Source organism: Streptomyces sp. NPDC048258 (assembly GCF_043201995.1).
In the GTDB taxonomy this organism is placed as follows: Bacteria; Actinomycetota; Actinomycetes; order Streptomycetales; family Streptomycetaceae; genus Streptomyces.
This window is the reverse complement of record NZ_JBICZH010000003.1, coordinates 423,180-435,603: the sequence shown is the minus strand read 5'-3', so window position 1 is coordinate 435,603 and position 12,424 is coordinate 423,180. Positions and strand designations below refer to the sequence as shown.

At 71.4% G+C, this 12,424-nt stretch carries 13 protein-coding genes; 10 read left to right on the top strand and 3 right to left on the bottom strand.

Features of this window, described 5'->3' with window-relative positions; genetic code table 11:
• Positions 1-38: 38 nt before the first annotated feature.
• Complete coding sequence (locus ACGFYQ_RS09495; RefSeq protein ID WP_393741682.1) at positions 39-590, top strand: ATP-binding protein; 552 nt, start codon at positions 39-41, stop codon at positions 588-590.
• A 22-nt stretch (positions 591-612) separates the two neighbouring features.
• On the opposite strand, the gene idi is transcribed toward ACGFYQ_RS09495, so the two are convergent.
• The 3 genes from idi to ACGFYQ_RS09480 form a co-directional block, all read right to left on the bottom strand.
• Positions 613-1,212, bottom strand: a complete 600-nt coding sequence (gene idi, locus ACGFYQ_RS09490) for an isopentenyl-diphosphate Delta-isomerase (protein ID WP_393741680.1) — start codon at positions 1,210-1,212, stop codon at positions 613-615.
• 147 nt (positions 1,213-1,359) lie between these two features.
• Positions 1,360-2,646, bottom strand: coding sequence for a GNAT family N-acetyltransferase (locus tag ACGFYQ_RS09485; protein WP_393741678.1), 1,287 nt, complete (start codon positions 2,644-2,646; stop codon positions 1,360-1,362).
• 418 nt (positions 2,647-3,064) lie between these two features.
• On the bottom strand, positions 3,065-3,208 hold the full coding sequence (locus ACGFYQ_RS09480; protein WP_393741676.1) for a hypothetical protein: 144 nt from the start codon (positions 3,206-3,208) through the stop codon (positions 3,065-3,067).
• Between ACGFYQ_RS09480 and ACGFYQ_RS09475 the strand changes: the two genes are divergently transcribed.
• The 9 genes from ACGFYQ_RS09475 to hpnD all read left to right on the top strand — a co-directional run bounded on the left by ACGFYQ_RS09475 (position 3,179) and on the right by hpnD (position 12,262).
• Positions 3,179-4,801 (top strand): DUF5941 domain-containing protein, encoded by a 1,623-nt coding sequence (locus tag ACGFYQ_RS09475; protein ID WP_393741674.1) that lies wholly within the window; start codon positions 3,179-3,181, stop codon positions 4,799-4,801. The two genes, ACGFYQ_RS09480 and ACGFYQ_RS09475, sit on opposite strands and share 30 nt — an antisense overlap.
• Positions 4,798-5,550, top strand: a complete 753-nt coding sequence (locus tag ACGFYQ_RS09470) for a sugar phosphate nucleotidyltransferase (RefSeq protein ID WP_393741672.1) — start codon at positions 4,798-4,800, stop codon at positions 5,548-5,550. Before ACGFYQ_RS09475 ends, ACGFYQ_RS09470 begins: the two co-directional genes overlap by 4 nt.
• Positions 5,538-6,599 (top strand): iron-containing alcohol dehydrogenase family protein, encoded by a 1,062-nt coding sequence (locus ACGFYQ_RS09465; protein ID WP_393741670.1) that lies wholly within the window; start codon positions 5,538-5,540, stop codon positions 6,597-6,599. Before ACGFYQ_RS09470 ends, ACGFYQ_RS09465 begins: the two co-directional genes overlap by 13 nt.
• Positions 6,577-7,356, top strand: a complete 780-nt coding sequence (locus ACGFYQ_RS09460) for a CDP-alcohol phosphatidyltransferase family protein (RefSeq protein WP_393741668.1) — start codon at positions 6,577-6,579, stop codon at positions 7,354-7,356. Before ACGFYQ_RS09465 ends, ACGFYQ_RS09460 begins: the two co-directional genes overlap by 23 nt.
• Positions 7,357-7,364: 8 nt before the next feature.
• The gene (locus ACGFYQ_RS09455; RefSeq protein WP_393742133.1) at positions 7,365-8,237 is read left to right on the top strand and encodes a glycosyltransferase family 2 protein; all 873 of its coding nucleotides are present in this window, start codon (positions 7,365-7,367) and stop codon (positions 8,235-8,237) included.
• A 94-nt stretch (positions 8,238-8,331) separates the two neighbouring features.
• Positions 8,332-9,261: an ABC transporter permease gene (locus ACGFYQ_RS09450; RefSeq protein ID WP_393741666.1), complete on the top strand. Its 930-nt coding sequence runs from the start codon at positions 8,332-8,334 to the stop codon at positions 9,259-9,261.
• A complete protein-coding gene (locus tag ACGFYQ_RS09445) occupies positions 9,254-10,036 on the top strand; it encodes an ABC transporter ATP-binding protein (protein WP_393741664.1) in 783 nt (260 codons plus the stop codon). Before ACGFYQ_RS09450 ends, ACGFYQ_RS09445 begins: the two co-directional genes overlap by 8 nt.
• A gap of 349 nt (positions 10,037-10,385) precedes the next feature.
• On the top strand, positions 10,386-11,315 hold the full coding sequence (gene hpnC / locus ACGFYQ_RS09440; protein WP_393741662.1) for a squalene synthase HpnC: 930 nt from the start codon (positions 10,386-10,388) through the stop codon (positions 11,313-11,315).
• A complete protein-coding gene (hpnD, locus tag ACGFYQ_RS09435) occupies positions 11,312-12,262 on the top strand; it encodes a presqualene diphosphate synthase HpnD (protein ID WP_393741660.1) in 951 nt (316 codons plus the stop codon). Before hpnC ends, hpnD begins: the two co-directional genes overlap by 4 nt.
• Positions 12,263-12,424: the final 162 nt, after the last annotated feature.

Sequence of the window (12,424 nt, the reverse complement as noted above, 5' to 3'; positions counted from 1 at the left end):
GGTTCGGTCCGGACCAGCCCGTTCCCCACTCTGGACGCGTGGAGACGATCGAGCGCGAAGACGGGGGACGGAAGATGGATGTCAGCGGGAACGTCCCGCCAGCCAGGGAGGGGGAGCCGGAGGCTCCGGCCGACCCCCTCGCGTACGAGGGCGTGTGGAGGTTCACCGCTCCCGCCGTAGAAGAATCCGTTCCCCAGGCCCGCCGCGCGGTCCGGGACCTCCTCGCGCGCCAGGGGGTGCCCGCCCAGCAGGACCTCGTGTACTCCCTGCTCCTGATCGTCTCCGAGCTGGTGACGAACTCGGTCCGGCACGCCGCCCTGCTCTCCCCGGAGGTCGCGGTCGAGGTCGCGATCGGCCGGGAGTGGGTACGGGTGGCCGTCGAGGACAACCACCCGTACCGGCCCAAGGCGCTGGAGGCCGATTTCGGCCAGACCGGCGGCCGGGGCCTGCTCCTGGTACGGGAGATCACCCTGGAGGCGGGCGGGGTCTGCGACGTCGAGCACACCTCGACCGGCGGCAAGGTCATCTGGGCGGCCCTGCCACTCACCGCACCGGCCGCCGCCACTGCCTCCGCGACCCCGGCCGGCTGACCGGAGCCGGGCGTCGTACGGGCTACCAGCCCGCGGCCTCGCCGGTCAGCTCGCGGATCGCGGGCCGCGCCGCGTCCAGCACGGTCATGAACCAGGCCGAGAACGGCGCTTCGGCGTGCCGCTTGGCCAACTCCTCGGCGGTGACGAAGGCGGTGTCCCCGACCTCCTCCGGATCCGGCCGCAGAGCCGCCTGCGCGAGTCCCACGAAAAGGTGGTTGAACTCCTGCTCCACCAGACCCGACGCGGGGTCCGGGTGGTTGTAGCGCACCGTCCCCGCCTCCGCGAGCAGCGAGGGCGACAGCCCCAGCTCCTCGTGGGTCCGCCGGGCCGCGGCCGCGAACGGAGACTCCCCGGGGTAAGGGTGACCGCAACAGGTGTTCGACCAGACGCCGGGGGAGTGGTACTTCCCGAGAGCCCGCTGCTGGATCAGCAGACGGCCCTGCTCGTCGAAGAGGAACACGGAGAACGCCCGGTGCAACTGCCCGGGGGCCTGATGGGCGGAGAGCTTCTCCGCCGTGCCGATGGTGTTCCCGGACTCGTCGACCAGTTCGAGCATGATCGGCTCTTGGGTCCCGGTGCCGTTGGTCGCGCTGTTCGCGGCGGTGGCTGGTGTGGTCGGCATACCCATCCTTCGCTTCGGACTCGGCCTTCAGTCTGCCGTACAAAAGAGGCTTGTCCCCACTTCGGAGATCTGCGCATGTCTCCCCCCGCCGCGTGATAAGCGGCGGGGGGAGATCACTTCAGGTACGTGCCTGTCGGGCCGCCCGCGTCAGACTCCGAACGGGGCCGGATACCTGATCGTGCCCGCGGGCACCGGGACGGAATCGTCCAGAACCAGCGCCATCATCGCCTCGTCGGGAACCTCGAACGGGGCCCGGATCCCGAAGCGCGACGCCGGCACGAAACCGAAGCGCGGGTAGTACTCCGGGTGTCCCAGCACCAGGACGAGGGACTCCCCGCGCTCCTTGGCCGCCGCGAGCAGCGCCCGCACGACCGAGCTGCCCGCGCCCGAGCGCTGGAGCGCCGGATCGGCGGCCACCGGGGCGAGCGCGAGCGCCCGTACCCCGTCGACCTTGCACACGGTGAGCAGGGCGTGCGCGGCCACCGACCCGTCCGGGCCCTCGGCCACGTACGACAGCCCGGGCACCCAGGCGTCGTCGTCGCGCAGCGCGTCCACGAGATCCGCCTCCAGCGGGGTCTCGAACGCCGCCAGGTTGACGTTCCGTACGGCGGCCACGTCGGCCGCCGTCTCCGGGCGGGCGGGCCAGGCATCTCCACCGCCCGCGGTCACCGGGCGCAGGACGTAGCCGGTGTACCCGTACTCGTGGCCGTGGCGGGCCCGTACGTCGAGTTCCTCGCGGGTGGCGGCCAGTGCGGCCTCCGTCGCGGGGTTCCCCGCCCCGGGGTGGTCGCGGACCCGCTCGGCGAGCGGGCCGTAGTACTCGGCCCAGTCGGAGTCGGGCAGGTGGTGCACGCCGAGCACCCGGTACCCGGCGGCCTGGGCGGCCGCGATGTTGCCCGCGGTGGAGCGCAGCGGGCACTCCTTGTCCCAGAAGGCGCGGGCGCCGGCGGACGGCTCCCCGACGGTCCACTCGCACTCGGTCAGCACGATCGTGCCGCCGGGGGCGAGCAGCCGCCGCCACCGCGCGAGCGCGGCGGCGAAGCCGATGACATAGGCGGAGCCCTCCGCCCAGATGAGGTCGAACGAGCCGTCCTCGAAGTCCTCGCGGGGGAGTGCGCCCATGTCCGCCTCGACGGTGCGGACACGACCGGCGAGCCCGCGGGCCGTCGCGGCCGTACGGAGCTCTTCGAGGAACGGCCCGTACAGGTCGACGGCGGTCACCTCGGCGCCACCGGAACCGGGACGCCCGGCCTCGGCCGCGAGCAGCAGGGCGCTGCGGCCCGGGCCGCAGCCCAGGTCGAGGACGCGGGGCCGCTCGGGCAGCGGTCCGCACAGGGACAGCAGGTGCCGGGTGGACGCGTCGGAACCGGGAGCCTGCCGGGGCAGGCCGCGGTGCAGGGTGAAGAAAGCCTCAATGAAGGTGGTGTCGGTCAACGTGAACCCTTGAACGGGGGCTCCGGCCGACGAGGCCGCTCAGCGTGTGAAGCGCGTGATCAGGCCTGGCCGGATGCCCGGAAGGAATGGGGGATGCACCGGAGTTCGCTGCGCATGGCCGCGACCACTACGACGGTCATCAACCCACCTCTTCCCACTCGACACGATCAGGGGCGTGTCCACCGTAACATCGACGCCGTTTGTGGTACCGCGCCGTGATCGTCAATGATGATCACGCCCGGCCCGGGCCGGGAATATTCGGCTTATCGGGGCGTAAACGGGTGGTGAACCCCTGCTTCCATTCATCCGATAGCCTCTGCCGACGTGTCGCCGCCCCCAGAGGCGCCCGTTCGGAATCCGTTACAAGGAGTGAGTTCGTCTGCCGACCGTCATCCTCACCGGCCTGCCGGTCCCCGGATCACCGCTCGCTGACGAGCTGCGCTCCCTCGGCTTCGACGTCCGCCCCGCCGCCGGTCCCGAAGACACCGCCGCCGCGCTGGCCGCCGTACCCGCCGACCAGCGGGTGGCCGTCGTGGACAGCGCCTTCGTCGGGCACGTCCACGCGCTGCGCCTCGCGCTGACCGACCCGCGCTTCGACGCCTGCGCGGTCACCGGCGCCCTCGCCGTCCAGCCCGGCGCCCGCGACGCCCTCGACAAGGCCGCGGCCGACGCCCCCGCGGGCACCGGCCCGTACGCCGACCGGCTCGCCGCCGCGGTCGAGGACTCCGGGACCGCCGTCCAGCGCCCCGAGCTCGGCACCCTCGTCGCCGCCGTCCCCGCCACCGCGGCGGACCGGGACGCGGCGACCGCCGCCGTCGCCGCCGTCGACGACGAGGCCGTCCGCCTGCGGACCGCCGTGAAGTCCCGCGACGGCTTCTTCACCACCTTCTTCATCAGCCCGTACTCGCGCTACATCGCCCGCTGGTGCGCGCGCCGCGGCCTGACCCCGAACCAGGTCACCACCGCTTCGCTGATCACCGCGCTGATCGCGGCCGGCTGCGCCGCCACCGGCGAGCGCTGGGGCTACGTCGCGGCCGGTGTGCTGCTCCTCGTCTCCTTCGTCCTGGACTGCACCGACGGGCAGCTGGCCCGCTACTCGCTCCAGTACTCGACGATGGGCGCCTGGCTCGACGCGACCTTCGACCGCGCCAAGGAGTACGCCTTCTACGCGGGCCTCGCGCTCGGCGCCGCCAGGAACGGCGACGACGTGTGGGCCCTCGCACTCGGCTCGATGATCCTCATGACCTGCCGCCACGTCGTGGACTTCTCCTTCAACGAGGCCAACCACGACGCGACCGCCAATACGAGTCCCACGGCGGCCCTGTCCGACAAGCTCGACAGCGTGGGCTGGACGGTCTGGGTCCGCCGGATGATCATCCTTCCGATCGGTGAGCGCTGGGCGATGATCGCGGTCCTGACCGCCGTCACCACCCCCCGGATCGTCTTCTACGCGCTCCTCATCGGCTGCGCCTTCGGCGCGCTCTACACCACCGCCGGCCGGGTCCTGCGCTCCCTGACCCGCAAGGCGACGCGCACCGACCGCGCCGCCCAGGCCCTGGCGGACCTTGCCGACTCCGGCGTGCTCGCCTGGACCGGCGGGCGCCTCGTGAAGGGCCGTCCGAGCCCCGCCTCGCTGGGACTGGCCGCGCTCGGATCCGTACTGATGGTGGGCGCGGCCGTGACCCGCGACTTCGGCACCCCCTGGCTGATCGGGTCCGCCGTGGTCTACGTCATCGCCGCGAGCGTGGCACTCGCCAGCCCCCTCAAGGGCCCCCTCGACTGGCTCATCCCGCCGCTCTTCCGGTTCGCCGAGTACGTGACCGTCCTCGCACTGGCCGCGAAGGCGGACGTCCCGGGAGCCCTTCCGGCCGCATTCGGACTGGTCGCGGCGGTCGCCTACCATCACTACGACACGGTCTACCGCATCCGTGGTGGTTCGGGCGCGCCTCCGCACTGGCTGGTGCGGACGACCGGCGGTCACGAGGGCCGGGTCCTGCTGACCGTGGTCCTGTCCGTCGTCCTCGCCCGTGACCTGTTCCCCGTCGCGCTCACGGCCATGGCCGTGTTCGTGGCACTCGTGGTGCTCGTGGAGAGCATCCGCTTCTGGGTCTCCTCCGGGGCACCCGCCGTACATGACGAAGGAGAACCAGCATGATCGGCCTTGTACTCGCTGCCGGTGCCGGACGCCGTCTGCGTCCCTACACCGACACCCTGCCCAAGGCCCTCGTGCCCGTCGGCCCCGAGGGCCAGGAGGAGAGCCTCACCGTTCTCGACCTGACCCTGGGCAACTTCGCCGAGGTCGGTCTCACCGAGGTCGCCATCGTCGTCGGCTACCGCAAGGAGGCCGTCTACGAGCGCCGCGAGGCGCTGGAGGCCAAGTACGGCGTCAAGATCACGCTGATCGACAACGACAAGGCCGAGGAGTGGAACAACGCCTACTCCCTGTGGTGCGCGCGTGACGTCCTCAAGCAGGGCGTGATCCTCGCCAACGGCGACACCGTCCACCCGGTCTCCGTCGAGAAGACCCTGCTCGCCGCCCGCGGCAACGGCCAGAAGATCATCCTTGCCCTCGACACGGTCAAGAACCTGGCCGACGAGGAGATGAAGGTCGTCACCGCCGACGGCAAGGGCGTGCAGAAGATCACCAAGCTCATGGACCCCGCGGACGCGACGGGCGAGTACATCGGTGTCACCCTCATCGAGGCCGAGGCCGCCGAGCAGCTGGCCGACGCGCTGAAGACCACCTTCGAGCGCGACCCCGACCTCTACTACGAGGACGGCTACCAGCAGCTGGTCAACGACGGCTTCACCATCGACGTGGCCCCCATCGGCGACGTCAAGTGGGTCGAGATCGACAACCACGACGACCTCGCCAAGGGCCGGACGATCGCATGCCAGTACTGACGCGGCTCATCCCCTCGCCCGTCGTCGTCGACATCAGTCGCGGCGCCATGGACGACCTGGCCGGCCTCCTGGCCGACCAGCGGATCTCCGCGTCCGGCAAGCTGGCGATCGCGATCAGCGGCGGCTCCGGTGTCGCGCTGCGCGCCAAGCTGGAGCCCGTACTGCCGCACGCCGACTGGTACGCCGTCGTCGACGGCACCATCGACTCCGCGGTCAAGCTGGCCGACGACATAAAGGGCCGCCGCTACGACGCCGTCGTGGGCCTGGGCGGCGGCAAGATCATCGACGTGGCGAAGTACGCCGCGGCGCGGGTCGGGCTGCCCATGGTGGCCGTCGCCACGAACCTCTCGCACGACGGCATCTGCTCGCCGGTGTCCATCCTGGACAACGACAACGGCCGCGGCTCCTACGGCGTGCCCACGCCGATCGCCATGGTGATCGACCTCGACGTGATCAAGGAGGCGCCGGTTCGGTTCATCCGTGCCGGCGTCGGGGACGCGATCTCTAACATCTCGGCCATCGCCGACTGGGAGCTCTCGCACGAGATCACCGGCGAGCCCGTCGACGGCCTGGCCGCCGCCATGGCCCGTACCGCCGGCCAGTCCGTGCTGCGCCACCCGGGCGGATGCGGCGACGACGAGTTCCTCACCGTGCTCTCCGAGGCCCTGGTGCTGACCGGCATCGCCATGTCGATCAGCGGGGACACCCGCCCCGCCTCCGGCGCCTGCCACGAGATCAGCCACGCCTTCGACCTGCTCCACCCGGGGCGCTCCGCGCTCCACGGCGAGCAGGTCGGCCTGGGCGCCGCCTTCGCGATGCACCTGCGCGGCGCCGACGAGCAGTCCGGCCTCTTCGTCGAGGTGCTGCGCCGGCACGGGCTGCCGGTGACCCCGGAGGAGATCGGTTTCACGGTCGACGAGTTCGTCGCGGCCGTCGAGTACGCACCCCAGACCCGCCCGGGACGCTTCACGGTCCTGGAGCACCTCAACCTGTCCGCCGCCGAGATCAGGGACGCTTACGCCGACTATGCCAAGACCATCCGTAGCTGAACTCCGGCCCGTCGTGCACCCGGCGGGCGTCAAGGACCGGGTCAGCGGCGAGCACTGGGGCGGGCGCCTCTACATGCGCGAGATCTCCCTGCGCATCACCCGCCTCCTGGTCACCACCAAGGTCACGCCGAACCAGCTGACCTACGTGATGACCCTGGCCGGGGTCCTCGCCCTGCCCGCCCTGCTGGTGCCGGGCGTCCTGGGCGCCGTCCTCGGCGTGGTGGCGGTCCAGCTGTACCTGCTGCTCGACTGCGTCGACGGCGAGGTCGCCCGCTGGAAGAAGCAGTTCTCGCTCTCCGGGGTCTACCTGGACCGGGTCGGCGCGTACCTGTGCGACGCGGCCGTCCTGGTCGGCTTCGGCCTGCGCGCCGCGGACCTGTGGGGCGGCGGGCGGATCGACTGGCTGTGGGCCTTCCTGGGCACCCTCGCGGCGCTCGGCGCGATCCTGATCAAGGCCGAGACCGACCTGGTCGGCGTCGCCCGCCACCAGGCCGGGAAGCCCGTGGTCAAGGACGCGGCGGCCGAGCCGCGCTCGTCCGGCATGGCGCTCGCCCGCCGGGCCGCCGCCGCGCTCAAGTTCCACCGGCTCGTCCTCGGCATCGAGGCCTCGCTGCTCATCCTGGTGCTGGCGGTGCTGGACCAGGTCCGCGGCGACCTGTTCTACTCCCGCGTCGGCGTGGCCGTACTGGCCGGCATCGCGGTGCTGCAGACGGTGCTGCACCTGGTGTCGATCCTGGCCTCCAGCAGGCTCAAGTGAGCACCGCGATGCGGCTGGGCGCCGTGATCATCACCATGGGCAACCGGCCCGACGAGCTCAAGGCGCTCCTCGACTCGGTCGCCCGCCAGCAGGGCGACCCGGTCGAGGTCGTCGTCGTGGGCCAGGGCGTGAAGGTCGACGGCCTGCCCGAGGGCGTCCGCACCGTCGAGCTGCCCGAGAACCTGGGCATCCCCGGCGGGCGCAACGTCGGCATCGAGGCCTTCGGCCCCGGCGGCAGCGACGTCGACGTCCTGCTCTTCCTGGACGACGACGGCCTGCTGGAGCGCACCGACACCGCCGAGCTGTGCCGCCAGGCCTTCGCGGAGGACCCCAAGCTCGGGATCATCAGCTTCCGGATCGCCGATCCGGAGACCGGCGAGACCCAGCGCCGGCACGTGCCGCGGCTGCGCGCCTCGGACCCGATGCGCTCCTCCCGGGTGACCACCTTCCTGGGCGGCGCCAACGCCGTCCGCACGACGGTGTTCGGGCAGGTCGGAGCGCTGCCGGGGGAGTTCTTCTACGCGCACGAGGAGACCGACCTGGCCTGGCGGGCCCTCGACGCAGGGTGGCTGATCGACTACCGGGCGGACATGGTGCTGCTGCACCCGACCACTGCCCCCTCCCGGCACGCGGTCTACCACCGTATGGTGGCCCGTAACCGGGTGTGGCTCGCCCGCCGCAACCTGCCCGCCCCGCTGGTCCCGGTCTACCTGGGCGTCTGGCTCCTGCTGACGCTCCTGCGCAGGCCCTCGGTACCCGCGCTCAAGGCCTGGTTCGGCGGATTCAGGGAGGGATGGACCACTCCCTGCGGTCCCCGCCGCCCGATGAAATGGCGTACGGTCTGGCGGTTGACCCGGCTGGGCCGACCACCTGTCATCTGACAAGCCCGCGTCTGGGAACATGGCGCGATCACGGGCTTCGCGCCACCAGCCTGATGCCCCTCATGCCGCATCTTGAAGACGAAAGTTTCAACTTGTGAGTGACACAACCCACGACGGCGCCCTCGCCACGAGCAGGCCGCCGTCCCAAGACGCGGGGCTGAGCTCCGCGGAGCTCGCCAGGAAGTACGGCCTCTCCGTGAGCGGCGCACGGCCCGGTCTGGGCGAGTACGTGCGGCAGCTCTGGGGCCGGCGCCACTTCATCATGGCCTTCTCGCGGGCCAAGCTGCTCGCGCAGTACAGCCAGGCGAAGCTCGGCCAGGTGTGGCAGGTGGCGACCCCACTGCTGAACGCGGCCGTCTACTGGCTGATCTTCGGCCTGATCCTCGGCGCGGGCAAGGAGATGCCCCCGGGCGTCTACGTCCCGTTCCTGATGATGGGCATCTTCATCTTCACCTTCACCCAGAGCTCGGTGATGGCGGGTGTCCGGGCGATCTCCGGGAACCTCGGGCTGGTGCGGGCGCTGCACTTCCCGCGGGCCTCCCTCCCGGTGTCCTTCTCGCTCCAGCAGCTCCAGCAGCTGCTCTACTCGATGATCGTCGTCTTCGTCATCGCCGTGAGCTTCGGCAACTACCCGCGCCTCTCCTGGCTGCTGGTGGTCCCGACGCTGGCGCTGCAGTTCGTCTTCAACACCGGCCTCGCCATGATCTTCGCGCGGATGGGCTCCAAGACCCCCGACCTGGCGCAGCTGATGCCGTTCGTGATGCGCACGTGGATGTACGCCTCCGGGGTCATGTTCCCGATCGGGATCTACCTCAAGGAGCAGCCCGCGTGGATCAGCGACCTGCTGCTGTGGAATCCGGTGGCGATCTACATGGACCTCATCCGGTTCGCGCTGATCGACGACTACGGCAGCAGCAACCTGCCTCCGCACGTCTGGCTCTTCGCCGTGGGCTGGGCAGTGGTGATAGGCCTCGGCGGCTTCGTGTACTTCTGGAAGGCTGAGGAGCGTTACGGCCGTGGCTGACAGTACCCAGGGGCGCGTCCCCACCGTGATCGCGGACGATGTCCACATCGTCTACCGCGTCAACACCGGCAGCGCCGGCAAGGGAGCCGCCACCGCGGCGCTCAGCAAGATCGTCCGACGGAGGAAGGGCGACGCCCCCGGCGTCCGCCGGGTCCACGCCGTACGCGGGGTCTCCTTCACCGCGTACCGCGGCGAGGCGATCGGCCTGATCGGTTCGAACGGCTCCGGCAAGTCGACCCTGCTGCGCGCCATCGCGGGCCTGCTGCCCTGCGAGGCCGGCAAGGTCTACACCGACGGCCAGCCCTCGCTGCTGGGCGTGAACGCGGCGCTGATGAACGACCTCACCGGCGAGCGCAACATCGTCCTCGGCGGTCTCGCGATGGGCATGAGCCGCGAGCAGATCAAGGAGCGCTACCAGGGCATCGTCGACTTCTCGGGCATCAACGAGAAGGGCGACTTCATCTCCCTGCCGATGCGCACCTACTCCTCCGGTATGGCGGCGCGACTGCGCTTCTCCATCGCGGCGGCCAAGGACCACGACGTCCTGATGATCGACGAGGCGCTGGCCACCGGTGACCGCAGCTTCCAGGTGCGTTCCGAGAACCGCATCCGCGAACTGCGGGAGAAGGCCGGCACGGTCTTCCTGGTGAGCCACAACAACAAGTCCATCCGCGACACCTGCGACCGGGTGCTGTGGCTGGAAAAGGGCGAGCTCCTGATGGACGGACCCACGGAGGAAGTCGTCTCGGCATACGAGAAGGCGTCCAACGGCTGATCACGGGATTCCGCACTCCCCGGCCGGACTTCCGAGGCCCCCTCCGCTCAGCGCGGCGGGGGCCTCGGCATGTCCCGGAATTTCCCCCGGCGACATTCAGTGGCGCGACGAATACCCGAGCGGCCTCGACGGCGTTGTACAGCGTAAGCTGAAGCAGTCCTGAATCGCGGCAAGAGGGGACGATTCCCCGCAGGTGAACGGCCTGGGGCGGCCCGGGCAAAACCCAGGCGGCGTGTCCGAAATGGGATGTATTGGGTCTGCAGTGTAGAACGGGAGATGTGACGGCAATGGCTATGGGAATTCTCCGGCCCCCAGGCACTACGGCCGTCCCCGCCGCGGGCGGCGGGCGGTGACCGCGGGGGACGGCATCCGCCCCCTGTCCGACACCGTCCACGCGCGCGCCACCCTCGGCAAGGCCGCGGCGGAGAACTTCCCCGTCGCTCCCGCATTCCTGCCCCGCGCCTGGCGCGACGGCCTGATGGCGGTCTACGGGTACGCCCGCCTCGTCGACGACATCGGCGACGGCGACCTGGCCCCCGGCGGACGCGACGCCGTACTGCTGGGTCTCGAACCCGCCGCGGTCGACGACCGGCTCGCCATGCTCGACGCCTTCGAGGCCGACCTGCGGCGCGTGTTCGGCGGCCACGACGGCCCGCCGCGCCACCCGCTGATGCTGGCCCTCCAGCCCGTCGTCCGCGCCCACGGCCTCACCCCGGAGCCCTTCCTCGGGCTCATCGAGGCCAACCGCCAGGACCAGCGGGTCGCGCGCTACGAGACGTACGCGGACCTGCTCGGCTACTGCGAGCTCTCCGCCAACCCCGTGGGCCGCCTCGTGCTGTCCCTCACCGGCACCAGCACCCCCGAGCGGGTCCGCCGTTCCGACGCCGTCTGCACCGCCCTGCAGATCGCCGAACACCTCCAGGACGTCACCGAGGACCTCGGCCGGGACCGGATCTACCTCCCCGCCGAGGACATGCGCCGCTTCCACGTCGCCGAGGCCGACCTCAAGGCGCCGTCCGCCGGCGCGTCCGTACGCTCCCTGGTCGCGTTCGAAACTGAACGCGCACGCGAGCTGCTGAATGAAGGCACCCCGCTCGTGGGTAGCGTGCACGGCAGACTCCGGCTGCTGCTCGCGGGCTTCGTGGGAGGAGGGCGCGCCGCCCTGAACGCGATCGCGGCTGCCGGTTTCGACGTGGCACCCGGCCCGCCCAAGCCCACCAAGACCGGCCTGCTCCGCGAGGTGGCCGCCGTCCTGCGCACAGCGCCGAGAAAGGGGTGAGCCCGACCGTGGAGGGCCCCACACACGCGTCCGCACCGGTCCTGGCGGCGTACAGCTACTGCGAGGCCGTCACCGGATCGCAGGCGCGCAACTTCGCGTACGGCATCCGGCTGCTGCCCACCGACAAGCGGCAGGCGATGTCCGCGCTCTACGCCTTCTCCCGGCGGGTAGACGACATCGGCGACGGCACGCTGGCGCCCGCCGCGAAGCTGGCCCGGCTGGAGGAGACCCGCGCCCTGCTCGGACGGATCCGCGCCGAGGAGATCGACGAGGACGACACCGACCCGGTCGCCGTCGCCCTCGCGCACGCCGCACACCGCTTCCCGATCCCGCTCGGCGGCCTCGACGAACTCATCGACGGCGTCCTGATGGACGTGCGCGGCGAGACGTACGAGACCTGGGAGGACCTCAAGGCCTACTGCCGCTGCGTGGCCGGAGCCATCGGGCGGCTCTCGCTCGGCGTGTTCGGCACGGCGCCGGGCGCGCCCGACGCCGCGCGCGCCGCGGAGTACGCCGACACGCTCGGACTCGCCCTCCAACTCACCAACATCCTCCGGGACGTTCGTGAGGACGCCGGCAACGGGCGCACCTACCTGCCCGCCGAGGACCTCGCCAAGTTCGGCTGCTCCGAGGGCTTCCACGGCGACCGGGCCCCCGCGGGCTCCGACTTCGCCGGGCTGGTCCACCACGAAGTCCGCCGCGCCCGGACGCTGTTCGCCGAGGGCTACCGGCTGCTGCCCATGCTGGACCGCCGCAGCGGCGCCTGCGTGGCCGCCATGGCCGGCATCTACCGCCGCCTCCTCGACCGCATCGAGCGCGAGCCGGAGGCGGTGCTGCGGGGACGGGTCTCGCTGCCGACCCACGAGAAGGCGTACGTCGCCGTACGCGGCCTCTCGGGCCTCGACGCGCGCACCGTCTCCCGCCAGACCACCCGGAGGCGACCCTGATGCCCCCGACCCCGCAGGTCTTCCGCACGCCGCGGCTCCGCCGCCCTGCCACACCCGGCACCGCCGCCTCCGGGTCCCTCCCGGCGGGCCCGCGCGACGCCGGGCACCACGCCGTCCAGGCAACCCGTCGGGCCGTGGCCGCGTCTGTCTCCGCGGGCTCCG

What these genes read in the sequence shown, in the direction of transcription:
- ACGFYQ_RS09465 (WP_393741670.1), top strand. Translation starts at nt 5,538, where the DNA reads ATGCCAGTACTGACGCGGCTCATCCCCTCGCCCGTCGTCGTCGACATC.
- ACGFYQ_RS09455 (WP_393742133.1), top strand. Translation starts at nt 7,365, where the DNA reads ATGCGGCTGGGCGCCGTGATCATCACCATGGGCAACCGGCCCGACGAG.
- ACGFYQ_RS09470 (WP_393741672.1), top strand. Translation starts at nt 4,798, where the DNA reads ATGATCGGCCTTGTACTCGCTGCCGGTGCCGGACGCCGTCTGCGTCCC.
- ACGFYQ_RS09460 (WP_393741668.1), top strand. Translation starts at nt 6,577, where the DNA reads ATGCCAAGACCATCCGTAGCTGAACTCCGGCCCGTCGTGCACCCGGCG.
- idi (WP_393741680.1), bottom strand. Translation starts at nt 1,212, where the DNA reads ATGCCGACCACACCAGCCACCGCCGCGAACAGCGCGACCAACGGCACC.